The 17,394-nt window shown below is 46.1% G+C and carries 18 protein-coding genes; 13 read left to right on the top strand and 5 right to left on the bottom strand.

Annotation, left to right across the window (positions count from 1 at the left end; all coding sequences use genetic code 11):
* From A1D16_RS18340 to A1D16_RS18325, 4 genes are all read right to left on the bottom strand, one after another.
* The coding region (locus A1D16_RS18340) for a Gfo/Idh/MocA family oxidoreductase (RefSeq protein ID WP_290712210.1) at positions 1 to 630 on the bottom strand (630 nt) is incomplete at its 3' end.
* Entirely contained in the window at positions 627 to 1,709 is a 1,083-nt protein-coding gene (locus A1D16_RS18335) for an aminoglycoside phosphotransferase family protein (RefSeq protein WP_290712208.1), read from the bottom strand. The genes A1D16_RS18335 and A1D16_RS18340, both read right to left, overlap by 4 nt.
* A gap of 109 nt (positions 1,710 to 1,818) precedes the next feature.
* Positions 1,819 to 2,334: a hypothetical protein gene (locus tag A1D16_RS18330; protein WP_290712206.1), complete on the bottom strand. Its 516-nt coding sequence runs from the start codon at positions 2,332 to 2,334 to the stop codon at positions 1,819 to 1,821.
* A gap of 39 nt (positions 2,335 to 2,373) precedes the next feature.
* A complete protein-coding gene (locus tag A1D16_RS18325) occupies positions 2,374 to 3,018 on the bottom strand; it encodes a sigma-70 family RNA polymerase sigma factor (protein ID WP_290712205.1) in 645 nt (214 codons plus the stop codon).
* Between the two features lie 171 nt (positions 3,019 to 3,189).
* On the opposite strand from A1D16_RS18325, the gene A1D16_RS18320 reads away from it, so the two are divergent.
* The gene (locus A1D16_RS18320) at positions 3,190 to 3,546 is read left to right on the top strand and encodes a DUF6249 domain-containing protein (RefSeq protein WP_290712203.1); all 357 of its coding nucleotides are present in this window, start codon (positions 3,190 to 3,192) and stop codon (positions 3,544 to 3,546) included.
* Between the two features lie 34 nt (positions 3,547 to 3,580).
* On the opposite strand, the gene A1D16_RS18315 is transcribed toward A1D16_RS18320, so the two are convergent.
* Positions 3,581 to 5,182, bottom strand: a complete 1,602-nt coding sequence (locus A1D16_RS18315) for a S41 family peptidase (RefSeq protein ID WP_290712201.1) — start codon at positions 5,180 to 5,182, stop codon at positions 3,581 to 3,583.
* Between the two features lie 108 nt (positions 5,183 to 5,290).
* Here A1D16_RS18315 and A1D16_RS18310 point away from each other — a divergent pair, with 108 nt between their 5' ends.
* The 12 genes from A1D16_RS18310 to A1D16_RS18255 all read left to right on the top strand — a co-directional run bounded on the left by A1D16_RS18310 (position 5,291) and on the right by A1D16_RS18255 (position 17,306).
* Positions 5,291 to 6,130 carry an N-acetylglucosamine kinase gene (locus A1D16_RS18310; protein ID WP_290712199.1) on the top strand — a complete coding sequence of 280 codons (840 nt, stop codon included), beginning with the start codon at positions 5,291 to 5,293 and terminating at the stop codon, positions 6,128 to 6,130.
* A 21-nt stretch (positions 6,131 to 6,151) separates the two neighbouring features.
* The gene (gene murQ / locus A1D16_RS18305) at positions 6,152 to 6,982 is read left to right on the top strand and encodes an N-acetylmuramic acid 6-phosphate etherase (RefSeq protein WP_290712197.1); all 831 of its coding nucleotides are present in this window, start codon (positions 6,152 to 6,154) and stop codon (positions 6,980 to 6,982) included.
* Between the two features lie 32 nt (positions 6,983 to 7,014).
* Positions 7,015 to 7,578, top strand: a complete 564-nt coding sequence (locus tag A1D16_RS18300) for a hypothetical protein (RefSeq protein ID WP_290712195.1) — start codon at positions 7,015 to 7,017, stop codon at positions 7,576 to 7,578.
* Between the two features lie 223 nt (positions 7,579 to 7,801).
* On the top strand, positions 7,802 to 8,635 hold the full coding sequence (locus A1D16_RS18295) for a prephenate dehydratase (protein ID WP_290712193.1): 834 nt from the start codon (positions 7,802 to 7,804) through the stop codon (positions 8,633 to 8,635).
* On the top strand, positions 8,632 to 9,813 hold the full coding sequence (locus A1D16_RS18290) for an aminotransferase class I/II-fold pyridoxal phosphate-dependent enzyme (RefSeq protein ID WP_290712191.1): 1,182 nt from the start codon (positions 8,632 to 8,634) through the stop codon (positions 9,811 to 9,813). Before A1D16_RS18295 ends, A1D16_RS18290 begins: the two co-directional genes overlap by 4 nt.
* Before the next feature lie 13 nt (positions 9,814 to 9,826).
* Positions 9,827 to 10,675 carry a prephenate dehydrogenase gene (locus A1D16_RS18285; RefSeq protein WP_290712189.1) on the top strand — a complete coding sequence of 283 codons (849 nt, stop codon included), beginning with the start codon at positions 9,827 to 9,829 and terminating at the stop codon, positions 10,673 to 10,675.
* Positions 10,676 to 10,753: 78 nt separating this feature from the next.
* Positions 10,754 to 11,845 carry a chorismate mutase gene (locus tag A1D16_RS18280; protein WP_290712187.1) on the top strand — a complete coding sequence of 364 codons (1,092 nt, stop codon included), beginning with the start codon at positions 10,754 to 10,756 and terminating at the stop codon, positions 11,843 to 11,845.
* Positions 11,846 to 11,859: 14 nt separating this feature from the next.
* Positions 11,860 to 12,879: a 3-dehydroquinate synthase gene (gene aroB, locus A1D16_RS18275; protein WP_290712185.1), complete on the top strand. Its 1,020-nt coding sequence runs from the start codon at positions 11,860 to 11,862 to the stop codon at positions 12,877 to 12,879.
* A gap of 9 nt (positions 12,880 to 12,888) precedes the next feature.
* Entirely contained in the window at positions 12,889 to 14,163 is a 1,275-nt protein-coding gene (gene aroA / locus A1D16_RS18270) for a 3-phosphoshikimate 1-carboxyvinyltransferase (protein WP_290712183.1), read from the top strand.
* The gene (locus tag A1D16_RS18265; RefSeq protein WP_290712181.1) at positions 14,160 to 15,173 is read left to right on the top strand and encodes a chorismate synthase; all 1,014 of its coding nucleotides are present in this window, start codon (positions 14,160 to 14,162) and stop codon (positions 15,171 to 15,173) included. The genes aroA and A1D16_RS18265 overlap by 4 nt, the downstream gene beginning before the upstream one ends.
* A gap of 34 nt (positions 15,174 to 15,207) precedes the next feature.
* Entirely contained in the window at positions 15,208 to 16,908 is a 1,701-nt protein-coding gene (locus A1D16_RS18260; RefSeq protein ID WP_290712180.1) for a L,D-transpeptidase family protein, read from the top strand.
* A complete protein-coding gene (locus A1D16_RS18255; protein ID WP_290712178.1) occupies positions 16,905 to 17,306 on the top strand; it encodes a septal ring lytic transglycosylase RlpA family protein in 402 nt (133 codons plus the stop codon). The genes A1D16_RS18260 and A1D16_RS18255 overlap by 4 nt, the downstream gene beginning before the upstream one ends.
* The last annotated feature ends 88 nt before the right edge of the window (positions 17,307 to 17,394 follow it).

Below are 17,394 nucleotides of genomic sequence, written 5' to 3'. Positions count from 1 at the left end.
ATGCAGTACTTCTCCGAATAAACCGTTGCGGGCCATATTCAGTGTTAGTAGTTCAAAAAAATCATAGCAGCAGTTTTCCAGCATCATACAATGCTTTTTGGTGCGCTCAGAAGTTTCTACCAGTTCCCAGCATTCATCAATGCTTAAAGCTGCCGGTACTTCGGTAGCCGCATGTTTGCCACTGTTCATGGCATATACAGCAATCGGTGTATGTAAATCCCAGGGAGTTGTAATGTATATCAGGTCAATATCTTTCTGATCACATAATTGCTTCCAGCCATTTTCACCGGAAAATTCTTTTGCCTTGGGCAGCCCGGCTTTTACCAGAATTTGTTGAGCGGCACTGGCTCTTTCAGGATACAAATCACAAAGGGCTTTGATTTCAACGCCTTCAATATAACTTATCCGTTCTACCGCACTTGGTCCACGCATACCCAGCCCGATAAAACCAATCCGAACTTTATCCAGTTTAGGAGCGGCATAGCCACACATGTTAAAGGAGGGAGAGGAATTGGCCGAAGGATGTTGGTAATCTTCTGAACGATCTTTTCCCAATACAGGCCAGCTGCTTACTAGTGCACCTGTACCCAGGGTAAGGTTACGAAGGAATTTTCTTCTGTTAGAGCTCATATTGATTTGTTTACGACGTGATTGTTTATATAGCGATTTAGTATTTCTGTTAATTCAGGCTCTTTCTTTTCCAGTTCCTGTAAGAGGCGGATCTGGTTTTGCGTGCGTCGCAGGTTATGCTCGGGGTACCTGCAACCATAATAGCGGTCGAGGTTCAGGTAGTCTGTCAAAAACCGGATGGCCTGCATGTAGATCATAAATTTCCCGGCGTAGATAAAAGCTTTCTTTTCTGCATGGGTAAGAATCGGGTTCATTTCGGACAGGTACCCGTTAACGATGGCTTCAAATATGGCGGTTCGTATACTGATTTTACTGAGGTCGGTTTCTTCTTCACTGGCCGGGGAGAGGTAGGTTCGTAACATATCTCCAACATCGCTGATAAAATACCCGGCCATTACGGTGTCAAGATCTATTACGCAAAGGCCTTTATTGTTTTTATCGAGCAGTACATTGCTGATTTTAGTATCGTGGTGGGTAACGCGCTGGTGAAAATCGGGATTGGCGCAGATATCGGCATAGGCAGAAACAATGCCCGATTGTTCCTGTAAATAAGCTATTTCCGGCGCTGCAGTCTGAATGCGCGCTGCATCTCCCGACTGCACGGCAGTTTCAAACTGCCGATAGCGTAAACTGAGGTTATGGAAATCGGGGATGGTAGTATGCAACAGGTCGGTGTTCATGCCTTCCAGTAAGGCGGTAAAGCGACCAAACTGCCGGGCTGCTTCGTAAGCTTGCGAAGGTTCAGATACCACATCAATACTATGCGAGTGTTTTATGAAAGGCATCAGCCGGTAGTAGCCATTGTCCTCAGATACAACCAGTTCCTGGTTGTCGAGTGTTTTAATGGGCTCAACAAATAAATAATCGGGATGATGGGCTTTTAAATAACTGGCAATTTCCCGAACATTATACGCAATGAGTTCGGGGTTTTTAAAAACATCTTTATTGATGCGCTGTAAAATATAGGTGCCCGATTGGTCTGTTACTTTCCAGGTGGAATTGATCAGACCTGATCCAAATGTCTCGGTAGTGAGGTTGGTTGTTTCTCTTAAGTAGGCTGGCAAAATCTTTTGTTCCATTGCTTATTAACCGGTCAAGTCCGATTCCTGATCTAACTTAGGAATTAGATTTGAGCTTCTGCCATGCAACCGTTTGACTGAATTTTAATAATATTCCATTCTACACTTATTATGGCTGTTTTTTCCATTTTTTTTGCCGGAAATGGAGATAACGATCCAGGAGCATAAGCCCCAATACCGTATTCAACATCATGAAGATATTTACGAACTGATTGTTAAACAGGCCGGTAAAATCAATTTTAGTCCAATCAAATTCTCCGGTAACTGTAGTGCCGCTGCTCCAGTTTACCTGCGCAATGGCATATATCACGAACCCACTAATCAGGGTAATAAAAAACGCGCCGATACCGAAAATGATTTTTTTATTGATATAGGAGCTGGCTGCAGGCGCAATATGTAAGCGAGCCACTTCTTCCATTACGTTTTTGGTAAATCGGAGCGAAGGGGCTTCAAGCTCCAGGTGTTTCGACAGGTCTGTATGAATGGATAAAAGCGCGTTGTATTTTACGCTCCATTCCCGCTGGCTTGCGATCAGTTTTTCGATTACCGCAGCTTCTTCCGGTAAGGCCATCCCGTCTATGTACTCCCAAAGGCGGGTTTCCATTTCTTGTTCACTTGGTAGCATATTTCAAAGTTAAATGTTAGTGATTCATTCTAATGGTTATTAATGGACAAGATCCCGGACTTCGTGGGGAAAGAATTTTTCCATCTTATCGCGCAATCTTTGCCGGGCACGGAAAAGTCTCACTTTTACCGCGTTGGTTTCCTGTCCGAGGATCTGGGCAATTTCATCCAGGCTTTGCTCTCCCTTATAAAATAGCGTAATAACCTGTGCATCTTCCGGTGATAGTAGGGCAATTGATTGATTCACCATAGCCAGTTTTGACTTTTGTTCTACCTGGTTGGCCTTCATTCCACTGTCTACCTGTTCAGCATCTGCCATCACTTTTTCATTGTCGAGCGATTGAACTGCCAGCTTTTTCTTGCGGAGAAAAGTCAAACAACTGGTGGTAGTAATGGTGTAAAGCCAGGTACTGAACTTACTGTCGCCTCGGAAGTCGGCCAGGCATTTAAATGCTTTGATAAATACATCCTGGGCTATTTCTTCTGCGTCTTCCCGGCTGCTCAGGTATCTTAATACAATAGTAAATACATAATTCTGGTACCTGGTTACTAACTGGCCATAAGCTTGCTGATGGCCAGTTTTAACCAATTCTATGAGTTCGTTATCAGTTTGTCCCGGGTGCATTATAAGCGATAGGACGCTGGGTGTTTGAATCAGGTTACAGGATTTCTGTCCTTTTCTCAAATATACTCAAGTTGGGGGGTAGGGGCCAGATCAAAAAAAATCAATTTTCCTGTAACCTGCCCGAATAAGCGGTAGTCTTACTGATAGAACGCTTTATTGCTGTAACCTGGATCCGGAAGCAGTAGTCAAAGAAAACAGTAAACAAATTAACCCCACATATAAACAAATTGTATGCAAACAGGAGAAGTATTGATCCCGATTTTAGTGCCACTTGGTGCATTTGCCTTGGTTTTTGGCATTATTTACCTGAAAAGCCGCGAAAATATGGCCATGATTGAACGCGGAATGAATCCAAAAGAATTTGCGAATCGTCCGGCTCCTTACCGGAACCTGAAAAATGGTCTTCTCTTTTTGGGGGCCGGCATTGGCCTGGCATTGGCTTACTTCATTACGAAATATCTGCTTCATGATGAAGAAAACCCTGCCCTCTGGTTTGCCTTTATTGCAATTGGCGGAGGCCTGGGTCTGATCCGGTCTTACGCAATTGAGAAAAAGGAGCTCCTGGATAAGGGAGTAGACATCGGGTAGTAAAGTCGGGAGATGTGGAACCCTGAAACGGGGCTCACATCTCTTTTCTCACATATTCCAAGGCTTTTTTAACGACCTGGTCTTCTGAATTGAGGACCTGGAAATAACCATCACTCCTCCAGCGGTAACGGGCAATAAGCGCTTTCATTCGTTCGGAGAGGAACTGGCGGTCAGCAGCAGAGAACCCGCCAATTTTGATACTATCCTGTTCCGCCAGTTTTTTCAACGAGGACCAGTCATTCTCAGTAAATGTAGTAGATTGATAATAGGCTTTGGGAGATGCATAGGCATCTAAAGCAGACCGGTTCCGGATATAATAGAGATACGTGAAATTACTGATGGTATTGTTCCGGTATAAATCTGTTACAGAATTGGATAAAAGGCTGGTATCTGCCCCCACAAAAACATCGGGTACAATTCCACCTCCGCCATAAACCACCCGGCCTCCGCTTGTTTTGTAAGCTTTGCCATTACGGGCATGGATACTGTCTGCAGAAACCATTTCTCCGTTAACATAACGTTGGTGCAAATCATCCTGGTATTGTTCAACGCCTTTATCGTAGGGCTTCTGTATACTTCTTCCGGAAGGGGTATAATAGCGGGCCACCGTTAGGCGGAGGGCAGCGCCATCGCTCAACTGGTATTGTTCCTGAACCAACCCTTTGCCAAAACTGCGGCGGCCGATAATTGTAGCCCGGTCCCAATCCTGGAGGGCGCCCGCCAATACTTCACTGGCGGAGGCAGATTGTTCATCCATCAGAAGAACCAGTTTTCCTTTTTCAAATAGACCTGCTCTGCGGGCACGGTATTCCTGCCGGGGCAAGCTATTGCCTTCTGTGTATACGATCAGTTTGTCGCCATCCAGGAATTCATCTGCCATATCAATGGCTTCTCCCAGGATACCCCCTCCGTTTCCGCGAAGATCCAGTATCAGGGATTTCATGCCGGCGGCCTGCAGTTTTTCCAATCCGGCCATAAATTCTTCATAGGTAGTTTCGGAAAACTTACTGATCCGCATAAAGCCGGTTCCTGGTTCCAGCAGGTAAGCGGCATCCAGGGAGGGCAGGGGAATGGTTCCCCGAACAATTTTTACTGTAATGGCCTGTCCGTTTCGCAGGAGGGTGGTGCTAACTTCAGAGCCCCCCGGGCCTCTTAATAATTCCTTGATCCGGTCGGTACTGATCTTGCCGGTAACCGTTGTGTCGCCCACTTTAAGAAATTTGTCACCTACCTGCAGGCCTGCTTTTTCACTGGGGCCACCCGGCACTACATTTACCACGTTAACCGTATCCCGGAAGACCTGAAATTCTATGCCAATACCCTGGAAATTGCCTTGCAGGTCCTCGGTAAGGGCGCCCAGGTGACGGGCAGGAATATAATTGGAATGGGGGTCTAGCTTTACCAGCATATCCTGGATCGCTGCATTGCCCAATGTGTCTACATCTACTTTGTCTACGTATTTCATCGTAACCAGGTCCAGTACTTCCTGTAAGGGAGATCGCTTGGTAGAAAATTTGAATACATTGCCCGCAACCTGTGTATTGCTGCGCAGTTTATAGCCAATTACCATTCCAACAATCATAACGAGGGAAAACAACAAGGGTAACCAAACCTGAACTTTCTTTCTTTGCTTCATAATTGTGTCAAAGTTGCAAATTACTGAATTGCGGGGAGCACTGCTTACATAAATCCCGGACAGTATGCCAACATAGTTTTATTTTCGCTCCAGCATTAAAGTGAATTCATGGCCATACTACTAGCAGATAGCGGAGCAACCAAGTGTGAGTGGTGCGTCGTTGATAAAGGAAAAGTTAAAAAGACGGTATTCACAATCGGTATCAGCCCGTATTTTTTATCGGTAGATCAGATGGAAGAACTGGTTCGACGCGATTTATACGCTGAAATCAGCCGCTTTAAAATCGAGGCTATTTATTATTATGGCACCGGTTGTAAAAACCCTGCTAACCGGAAAAACGTGCAGAAAGCCATTCAACGGGTATTTGCCGGCATTCCCGTTGATGTAAATCATGATCTTATGGGGGCTGCCCGGGCCGTTTGCCAGGAGAAAAAGGGCATTGCCTGTATTCTTGGCACCGGTAGCAATTCCTGTTATTATAATGGAAAATCCATCCTTAAGAACAGCCCGGGTTTAGGATATGTGCTGGGAGATGAAGGCAGTGGGGCTTATCTAGGCAAAAAGGTTATACAGTACTACCTCTATAAAACGTTTGACGAGGAGCTTACTTACCGCTTTGAAGAAAAATTTAAACTTCGGGATGTGGATATACTGGACCATGTCTACAAACAACCGCTTCCCAATAGGTTTCTTGCGGGTTTTACCCATTTTCTAGCTGAAAACAGGGGCCATTATATGGTGGAAAATATTGTGGAGGACGGCCTGAATGATTTCTTTTTCCAGCACGTTATCAAGTATAATGAAAGCTGGAAATATCCTGTTCATTTTGTTGGCGGTGTTTCCTTTGGATTTCGGGATGTGGTGGCCGACCTTTGCGCATCCTATGAGCTGGAGCTCGGAAAAATTATGCAACATCCCATGGAAGGCCTGATTCAGTACCATACTTAAACCCAAGATCAACGTTACCATATGTCCGAATTTGTTAAAGTAACAGAACAGGAAAGCAAGTACCATCACCTCGAACAAATGGGTGTTGCCGAAATTTTACTGAATATTAATAAGGAAGACCAGGAAGTGCCCGCTGCTGTAGCAAAAGCAATTCCTCAAATCGAAAAACTGGTTACCGCTATTACTGACAATATGCTTGCAGGCGGCCGGTTGTTTTACCTGGGGGCTGGCACCAGCGGCCGGCTTGGTATTCTGGATGCCAGCGAAATTCCGCCTACCTATGGAATGCCTTATGGCCTGGTTATCGGGCTTATTGCAGGCGGGGAGGAAGCTATTCAGAAAGCAGTGGAAAATGCAGAAGACAGCCTGCAGCAAGGCTGGGAAGACCTGAATAAACACTTTATTAATGAAAAAGACGTGGTGGTGGGCATTGCTGCCAGCGGTACCACGCCCTATGTGATAGGAGCGCTGAAAAAATGCCGGGAAAACGGCATTATCACCGGATCAATTTCCTGCAACCCCCATTCACCGGTTAGCGAAGAAGCCGATTTTCCGATAGAAGTGGTGGTTGGACCTGAATTTGTTACCGGGTCTACCCGAATGAAAAGCGGCACTGCCCAGAAGCTGGTATTGAACATGTTATCAACGGCAGTTATGATTCAGATCGGACGGGTGGAAGACAATAAGATGGTTAACATGCAACTCAGTAATGAAAAGCTGGTGGACCGGGGAACACATATGGTAATGCAACAATTAAAACTGGGGGATTATGATGCCGCCAGAACGCTGCTGCTAAAACACGGCAGTGTTAAAAAAGCCGTTGACGCCTGGATCCTAGCAAACCCTTCCTAGTTGGTTTATCAGGAACTTTGTAAATTGCCGGCGTGCATGAAATTGAACCATTTTACAACTGGCGCCATATATATGTGAGTGAAGAAGATGAACAGTCTCCTTTCTACGGGCGTGTTTATTCGGAATTTGAGTACTCCCAAACCATTTATAATTTTTATATCCACCCGCAATGGGATGAATTCGGTTCGCGCACACTTTACCTTAAAGTTATTCTGGCCGATTACGATGAAAAATATGCAGTAATTGAGTTGTTAGGAGAATGGAACGACGCCATTGAAAATGATATCATGCAGTTGAAACGGGAGGTTATTGATAAGTTTCAACAGGCCGGTATCCATAAATTCATCTTTATTGCAGAAAATGTACTCAATTATCATTCGGGCGATCGTGATTATTACGAAGAATGGTACGAAGAAATGATCGATGAGGAAGGTTGGGCTGTACTGCTGAATATGCCCGAACAAACGCAGTATGATTTCCGGAAAGCCAAATTACAACGGTATATTGAGTTGGTGGAATTGCCTAATTGGCGTACGTTTAAACCCTTTCACCTCTTTCGGAAAATGGATGATGACCAGGTTAAAAGACTGGGCTAAATCCGGTTTAACTAACATTCGTAAGGAAAAAACTTTTTTCTTGTATTCAATCATTGTATATTTTTACTCCATGATCACAGGAAATGCATTTGGCCGATTTTATTTTTACTTCTACTTTTTTACAGGCAGAAGGCCGGCGATGCTTTGTGTTAGATCAGCGAATTAAGATCACTAAAACTAAACATAGAGAGTCCCGGCAGAAAGCCGGGACTTTTGTTTTTTTATGGCAACAAGAGTATCCATACAGGGTTATGAGGGCAGCTTCCACCAGGTGGCAGCACAGCAGTTTTTCGGCAGGCAGGTTGAAGTAATTCCCTGCGCAACCTTTCGGGAAGTAATCAAAATTGCCTCCAGTAAAAAAGAAAGTGAAGGTGGCGTTATGGCCATTGAAAACTCCATTGCAGGAAGCATCCTTCCCAATTATAACCTCCTGCAGAAAAGTAATTTACAGGTAGTAGGTGAAGTGTATCTGCAGATCAAACAGAACCTGCTGGTGAACCCGGGGGTTCAGCTGGAAGATATACGCGAAGTTCATTCGCATCCGATGGCTATTTTACAATGTCTCGATTTTCTGGAAAAATATAATTGGAAGCTGATTGAAACAGAAGATACTGCCCTAAGTGCCAAACATATTCACCAAAAACACCACAAACACGCCGCCGCCATTGCCAGTAAACTGGCGGCCGACCTGTTTGAGCTGGATGTACTGGCACCCAATATTCATACCATGCGGAATAATTATACCCGTTTCCTGATTCTGCAAAGGCGGGATATGGCATCGGAAATTCCGGATGCCAATAAAGCATCGGTAAATTTTCATACAGATCATTCCAGAGGTAGTTTGGCCAAAGTATTAACCAGGATTGCAGAGGGGGGTATCAACCTGAGTAAACTGCAGAGTTTCCCGATTCCGGGAAGCGATTGGCAGTATAGTTTTCATGCCGATATGGAGTTTGACAGTCTGGAACAGTTTCGTGCCGTTATGGAGGAGATTGAACCCTTAACAGTTAGTCTTCAGGTGTATGGTATTTATAAAAACGGAAAGCAAGCACAATGATTAGAACAGCAGGCCGACTTAATGGAATAGGAGAGTACTATTTTTCGCAGAAATTACGCGAAATCGATTCGCTGAATAAAGCTGGTAAAGCGATTATTAACCTGGGCATCGGGAGTCCTGATTTACCCCCGCATCCGGAAGTGGTAAAAGTTTTACAGGAAGAAGCCGCCAAACCCAATGTACATGCTTACCAGAATTATAAAGGATCGCCGGTACTTCGAAAAGCGATGGCTGACTGGTACCAGACCTGGTACGGCGTAACATTGAATCCCGAAACGGAAATCCTGCCGCTGATTGGTAGTAAAGAGGGGATTATGCATATATGTATGACTTACCTCGATGCGGGAGACCAGGCGTTGATTCCCAATCCGGGATACCCTACCTACAGCAGCGCTGTTAAACTAGCCGGTGGCGAGGCCGTATCTTACGAACTGGTAGAAGCCCTGAATTGGGAACCAGACCTTGATGCCCTGGAAAAAACGGATTTAAGCAGGGTTAAACTAATGTGGGTGAATTATCCGCACATGCCTACCGGACAGGTGCCTTCAGCAGCATTTTATACCAAACTGATTGCATTTGCTAAAAAACATGCAATCCTGATCTGCCATGATAACCCGTATAGTTTTATCCTTAATAAAACGCCTTCCAGCTTATTGGCCATTCCGGGAGCTATGGAAGTTGTGGTTGAGTTGAACTCTCTCAGCAAAAGCCAGAACATGGCGGGCTGGCGGGTGGGTATGTTAGCCGGTGCCAAAGACCGGATTGATGAAGTGATCCGTTTCAAGAGTAATATGGACAGCGGTATGTTTTTACCGGTTCAGCTGGCAGCAGCCAAAGCCTTACAGCTGGGCGCAGACTGGTATGAATCGATCAATACTATTTACCGCCAGCGGCGCGAACTGGTATTTGATTTATTGGATCAGTTGAAAGCCACCTATAATAAAGAACAGGTGGGTATGTTTGTATGGGCAAAAATTCCGGCAAGCTTCAAAGATGGCTTTGCAATGAGTGATGCCATCCTGTATGGAGCCAATGTTTTCCTTACCCCGGGGGGCATCTTTGGCTCTGCCGGCGACAATTTTATACGTATCAGCCTTTGCAGCCCCGAGGAAAAATTACGGGAAGCAAAAACAAGAGTGGAAGCCATAATAAACTCCACCGGCCAGACGAATTTCTAAAGTTGAAACTAAAATGGAAAGAAAAAGAATCGCAATTGTTGGGGTTGGTTTAATCGGTGGGTCATTGGCCTTACAGCTGAATGAAAAAGGTATGGCTGCCGGAATTGTAGGGGTGGAGGCCAACCCGGAACATGCGTTAAAAGCAGTAGAACTTGGACTGGTAGACGAAGTGTTGCCATTAAAGCAAGCCATTGATCAGTCGGATGTAATCATATTAAGTATTCCGGTTGATAAAATGACCAGCCTTTTGCCGCAGGTATTGGATCTGGTCAACCACCAGATTGTGCTGGATGCCGGCTCAACCAAGGAACAATTGATTGAGGTTGTTAAAGATCATCCGAAACGGGGGCGATATGTTGCCACTCACCCGATGTGGGGTACGGAGTACAGCGGCCCCAGCGCCGCAATTAAACAAGCATTTGAAAATAAAGCCGTTGTATTGTGCAATACGGCAGAAAGTGATGAGGATGCCGTTTCCTGGGTAAAAGCGGCCTATCATAAAATCGGGATGCACCTCCTGGAAATGGATGCCCGGGCGCATGATTTGCACGCTGCTTATGTGAGCCATATTTCGCACATTACCTCGTTTGCCCTGGCAAATACGGTATTGGAAAAGGAGCGGGAAGACCAGGCCATATTTGAATTGGCGAGTGGCGGTTTTGAAAGCACTGTTCGCCTTGCGAAATCAAATCCCTCTATGTGGGTGCCGATTTTTATGCAAAACCGGGAGAATGTGCTCGATGTGTTAAACGAACATATTTCACAATTGCGCAAATTCAAAGCCTGTCTTGAAAAAGAAAATTATGATTACCTGCAGGAATTGATTCAAAATGCAAACAGGATCAGCAGGATTATAAAGTGAGCACAGCGCCAGTAGGCGCACCAAGAAGCAGGTTATTTTTAATAGTTAACTTTAAACTTTTGATTTAAACGTAGTTTTATGCAAGCAACCGACAACAAAACAATGAAACAAATTACACAGGAAGCCTGGGCGAAACGTCCACTTATTATTGCAGGACCCTGCAGTGCTGAAACCGAAGAGCAGGTATTACAAACAGCGCAGCAGCTGGCCCAGACGGGAAAGATCGATATTATGCGTGCCGGTATTTGGAAACCACGTACCCGCCCCGGTTCCTTTGAAGGAATTGGAACCAAAGGGTTGCCCTGGTTACAGCAGGCTAAAAAACTAACCGGCATTCCGGTAGCGGTAGAAGTTGCCACCGCCAAGCAGGTAGAAGACGCCCTGCATTTTGACGTGGATGTACTGTGGATAGGTGCCCGTACTACGGTAAACCCTTTCAGCGTGCAGGAAGTGGCCGATGCGCTCAAAGGAGTGGATGTACCGGTTTTGATCAAAAACCCGATTAACCCCGATCTGGAATTATGGCTGGGTGCCGTTGAACGGGTAGCTAAAGCAGGTATCAGTCAAATTGGATTGATACATCGCGGTTTTTCTTCCTATGGTAATACGGAATTCAGGAATGCTCCGATGTGGCATCTTGCCATTGAAATGAAGCGCCGTTTCCCTGAAATGATGATGATCAATGATCCTTCTCATATCTGTGGCCGGCGTGATATATTGTTGGATGTTATGCAGAAAGCGGTAGATCTGGACTATGATGGTATGATCATCGAAAGCCATATCGATCCGGATAATGCCTGGAGTGATGCCAAGCAGCAGGTTACCCCGGCACGTTTAGCTGAAATGCTGAACAGTATTGCCTGGAGAAAAGAAGACGTGGATTCTGAAGCCTACCATGCTGCCCTTGAAAAACTACGCCAGCAAATCAATCACCTCGATGACGAACTGATGCAGATCCTTGGTCAGCGTATGAAAGTGGCAGAGCAGATCGGTTCCTATAAGAAGAATAACAGTATTACCATCCTACAAACAAATCGCTGGAATGAGATCCTGGACCGGGCTTTCCTGAAAGGCGATAAACTGGGTTTGAGCAAGGAATTCATTACCCGCTATTTTGATGCGGTTCACATGGAATCTATCAATCACCAGAATAAAATCATGAATAGCTAAGCAGCCAACGCAGCATGGAAAATAAAAAAATCCGGATCGGGCAAACGGTTACCGAATATTATTTTGGCGCCAGTTTATCCGGGCTGAAAAATGTTGCTGATAAGCAGCATACCATACTTGTTACGGATGAACATGTGTACGATGCCTACAAGCAAAAGTTAAAAGGCTGGAATACGATCGTGATCAAAGCAGGAGAAGAGTTCAAGATCCAGGAAACAGCAGATGCGCTTATTGATTCCATGATCGAAATGGAAGCAGATCGTAAAACCACCCTTATTGGCCTGGGAGGCGGGGTGGTAACCGACCTTACGGGGTATGTGGGATCGATCTATATGCGGGGTATCCGCACCGGGTTTATACCCACCAGCTTACTGGCCATGGTAGATGCTTCTATCGGTGGAAAAAATGGGGTAGACGTGGGTGTTTATAAGAACCTGGTGGGCTGTATCCGCCAACCTGCTTTTCTTTATTTTGATACCAGTCTTTTACAAACCCTTCCGGAATCAGAATGGCAGAATGGATTTGCTGAAATTATCAAACATGCCGCCATCAAAGATGTAGGTATGTTCCGCGAGCTGAGTGCGCACGACTTTGACTGGTACAGGAAAAAGAAACCCGCCATCGCTGCACTTGTTCGGCGCAATGCCTTGCTTAAAACCAAGGTGGTACAGGGGGATGAAACCGAACAGGGCGATCGTAAACTCCTGAACTTTGGACATACATTGGGGCATGCGCTGGAGAACCAGTACGAGTTGTCTCACGGACAGGCAGTAGCTATTGGTATGACCTATGCGGCGCACCTTTCTGAAGAACTGGTCGGCTTTCGGCAGGCAGAGCGGCTGGTTGAACTGATTGCCCGGTATGGTTTGCCCACTTATGCAGATTTTGACCGGAGTAAAGTGTTTGATGTATTAAAGCATGATAAAAAAAGAGAACGATCCAGCCTGCATTATATCCTGCTCCAAAAAATAGGCAAAGGAATTATTCATACACTTCCGCTTCAACAGGTAAAACAATTAATTGAAAAGATTTAAAGTAATACGATGGTAGTAACGGTAGATCCTTCTTCCATAAAGGGTGATATATGGGCCGCAGCCTCCAAAAGCTCTATGCAAAGAGCCTGCGCCGCGGCTATTGCGGCAGGAGGAACCTCAATAATCCGGAATCCGGGAAATTCGAACGATGATAAAGCTGCACTGGGTGTTGTAGAAGCACTTGGTGCCCAGGTAAAGCAGGAAGGCAATGAGCTGATTATCCAGTCTTCGGGTATCCATGCCCGCTCTACCAGCGTGCATTGTGGAGAAAGCGGCTTGGGGATCCGCATGTTTACGCCGCTGGTTGCATTAAATAAGGAGGCCATCACCATAACCGGGGAAGGCAGTTTGGTAAACCGCCCCATGGATTTTTTTGACGAGGTACTGCCGCAACTGGAGGTAAGTGTTCAGTCGAAAGAAGGTAAACTGCCCCTGGTGGTAAAGGGCCCACTGGTGCCCAAAAATATCACCATTGACGGCTCGCTGAGTTCACAATTTCTGACGGGTATTTTACTGGCTTATGCGGCTGCCGGTGCCAGCGATGTAGCCGTTACGGTAACCAACCTCAAAAGCAAACCTTATGTAGATCTGACGCTGAAAGTAATGGAGGATTTTGGATTGGAAGTTCCGGAAAACCGCCACTATGAAAGCTTTTATTTCAAGGGTAAAAAACCGGCTGCTGCGGGAAGCAGAACCTATACCGTGGAAGGCGACTGGAGCGGTGCGGCCTTTCTGCTGGTGGCAGGGGCTATTGCCGGCGAAATAAATGTAAAAGGCCTCGATGTGTTTTCAACGCAGGCCGATAAAGCAATTCTCCAGGCATTGATGAGTTGTTCAGCTGGCATCAGTATTGAACCCGGGCAAATAACTGTACGTCCAATGCCCATGAAAGCATTTCATTTTGATGCTACGGATTGCCCGGATCTATTCCCGCCATTGGTGGCATTGGCCGCTTATTGTAACGGTAAAACCGTGCTGGAAGGAGTAGAGCGCCTGACTCATAAGGAAAGTAACCGGGCCCTCACCCTGCAGGAGGAATTCGGGAAAATGGGCCTTACTATTGAACTGCAGGACGACCTGATGATCATTCATGGAGGTGATGGTTTGAAAGGTGCTTCTGTACATTCTCACCACGATCATCGGATAGCCATGGCCTGCGCAGTGGCCGCATTAAAAGCCAGCGGATCCACCCGCATTGAAAAAGCGGAAGCTATCAATAAATCTTATCCCAGTTTTTACGATCATATTTGTTCACTGGGAGCAACTGTAAAAGAACTGGTATGAATTCATTTGGACGAAATTTTCGGGTATCCATAGTAGGTGAATCGCACGGGCCGGCTGTTGGCGTAGTACTGGATGGTGTGCCATCCGGATTGCCCCTGACACTGGAAGATTTTCTGATAGATATTGAACGCAGAAAAGGCGGCACACAGAAAGGAACCACTCCTCGTAAAGAAGATGATCTGCCGATTTTTCAAACCGGCCTCTTTAATGGCAAAGCCACCGGGGCACCGTTAACCATCCTGTTTGAAAATAAGAATACCCGTTCGGGTGATTATGAAAAGCAACGTGCAGTACCCCGCCCTGGCCATGCCGATTTTGTAGCGCATCAGAAATTCGGCGGCTTCGAGGATTTTCGCGGCGGCGGGCATTTCAGCGGAAGACTTACGGTGGGGTTGGTGGCAGCGGGCGTTGTAGCCAAAAAAATGCTGCAAACCGTCTCTACCCAGGCGCCACTTGAGGTGAGAGCAACGATCCTGGAAATCGGGGGAGAAGCCGACCTTGAAAAAGGATTACAAAAAGCAATTGATGCCAAAGATTCCATTGGCGGAATTGTTGAATGCAGGGTACAGGGATTACCGATTGGTTTGGGAGAACCCTTCTTTGATTCAATTGAATCTTTACTGGCGCATGCTGTGTTTGCTATTCCTGCCGTACGGGGTATAGAATTTGGAACTGGTTTTGCTGCTGCCCGTATGTTTGGTGTGGAACACAACGATGCTATCGAGGATAGCACCGGTAAAACCACCACCAACAATGCCGGTGGTATTGTAGGTGGAATCAGTAATGGCAATGAGCTGGTATTCCGGATCGCCATCAAACCAACCTCTTCTACTCCGAAAGAACAACATACGCTGAACTGGGAAACCGGCGAAAAAGAGTCTTTTTCTGTGAAAGGAAGGCATGATCTCTGCATTGCGCTCAGAGTGCCGGTTGTGCTGGAAGCGGTTACAGCCATGGTATTGGCGGACCTGTTCCTGCAAACCGGGCAAATTTCCCGGGTCCTTTCATAATTCCTATATTTATGAATTGGGCAGTATTGTTAATATGAATAAAATCACCGGTAAGGGCTATATGCAACGGATTGGCGGCAGTTTATATATCGTACTGATCTTTTTGTTATCGGCCTGCGGCAATGCTGACAGTCCAAAAGAAGTGGTACTGGTAGATAAACCGGAAGAAGTGCCCATGGTGGTGAGTGAGCAGATAACGGAATTACTGCATTTTCTTTCCAGCCGGGATGGTTTTCTGAATGACAGTACCCAATTGAAACGGGTGGCACTGCTGCAGGAGTTTTACGAGGCAAAAAAATTTCAGCCGGTTTGGAGCGAAGCCGATCACTGGACCGCAGCAGGCGATAGCCTGTTCCTGACAATCAGCCAGGCAAAACTGAATGGCCTGTTTCCGGCAGATTATTACCATCCTTACCTGCTCGAGATCCGCAATAAAATGGTGCTTGATTCCATAAGCCGGAAAAACGCCGTATTATGGGCTCGGGCCGATCTGCTACTTTCGGACGCCTGCTGGAAAATGGCGCAGGACCTGAAATACGGCCATCTTCAACGAGATAGTATTACGATCCGGAAAGACACTGCACTTACGAATCAACAGCAACTGCAAATCATTGAATCTATACTGCGCACCAGTCAGCCTGCCACTGTTTTAGCCGAACTGGAGCCCAAACATTCCGGTTACCAGGACTTGAAAAAAGCCATCCCTGGGTTTCTGGCCAAAGCCAGCTTTCAGCCGACGGATACCCTGCGTTTTCCTGCTGCCGATTCCCTGCAATTTGTTCAGCAGGTGGCCGGAAAGTTAAAAGCATTGGGCTTACTCGACAGCAGCTGGAATGCCGGAGATGATTCGGCAACCTATTCCAAAGCGGTAAAAAAATACCAGGCGTCTAAAGGAATTATAACCACCGGTGTAGTTGCCCAGTTAACCGTTAAAAGTCTGAACACCACCGATTGGGATTATTTCAAGACCATTGCCCTTAACCTGGACCGTTACAGGCAGCTGCCCGATACCCTGCCCGATACCTATGTATGGGTAAATCTTCCGGCCTACCGGTTAAAAGTGGTGGATTTTGATACCATTGCACTGGAGTCAAAAATAATTGTAGGTACGCCCAAAACCCCCACACCGGTGTTGAACAGCGCCATCACCAATTTCATTACCTACCCTCAATGGACGGTTCCTTACAGTATTATTTTTAAGGAGATGTTGCCTAAAATCCGAAAGGATATCAATTACCTGGCCAAGGAAAACCTGATGCTGGTGGATAAATACGATAGTGTAATAGCCCCGGAAACCATTGATTGGGAAAAAGTTACCAGGAATAATTTCCCCTACCTGTTGCGGCAACGCCAGGGCGATGATAACAGCCTCGGCGTTATGAAGTTTAATTTCTGGAATAAATACAGCGTATACCTGCATGATACCAATGCCAGAAGCCTGTTTTCCAAGGAAAGCAGGGCGCTTAGTCATGGGTGTGTGCGGGTGCAGGAATGGGAAAAACTGTCGCATTTTTTGGTACGCAACAACGAAATCCGTTATCACCCCGATACTATTCGGGCCCTGATTCAGCGCCAGGAAAAGAAAGCAATCGGGGATTTTCCCCGGGTACCCATCTATATCCGCTATATAACTGCAGAAGGGCGGGACGGAAAAATTCAGTTTTTTGCCGATATTTATGAGGAAGACAAACGCCTCAAAGAGCGTTATTATGCTTCCAAATCGGTTAATCCATGACTATAAAAACCATTATTTTCCTTCTTGGAACGGGATGTTTCCTGCTTGCCAGCAGGGTTTCCGCACAGGATACCAGTGCTACGATAACGGCGGTTATTGATACCAGTCGACTGGCTTCTGCGCCTCCTTCCTCTAAAAAACGGGTAGTAAACCTCGATCCGGTACAATTTGGCGTTGCCAGTTATTATGCCCCCAAGTTCCAGGGACGGAAAACGGCCAGTGGAGAACGATACGACTCTACCAAACTAACGGCAGCACACAACGGACTTCCTTTCGGAACCTGGATCAGGGTTACGAATCGCCGGAACGGTCGTTCCGTAATTGTGAAAATCAATGACCGGCTTCACCATGCCAATAAGCGGGTGGTAGACCTTTCCGGTACGGCGCCCGAAAGCTAGGTTTTTATAAAAAAGGGCTTACCAAGGTGAAGGTGGAAGATGCTTGGGAAGAAGAAAACCAACTGAGCAATAGGAGGGTATTAATAAT

Origin of the sequence: Flavihumibacter sp. CACIAM 22H1 (genome assembly GCF_001601815.1) — a bacterium.
GTDB lineage: Bacteria > Bacteroidota > Bacteroidia > Chitinophagales > Chitinophagaceae > Flavihumibacter.
Note: the sequence above shows the minus strand (reverse complement) of the source record. Positions and strands in the feature narration are given on the sequence as shown.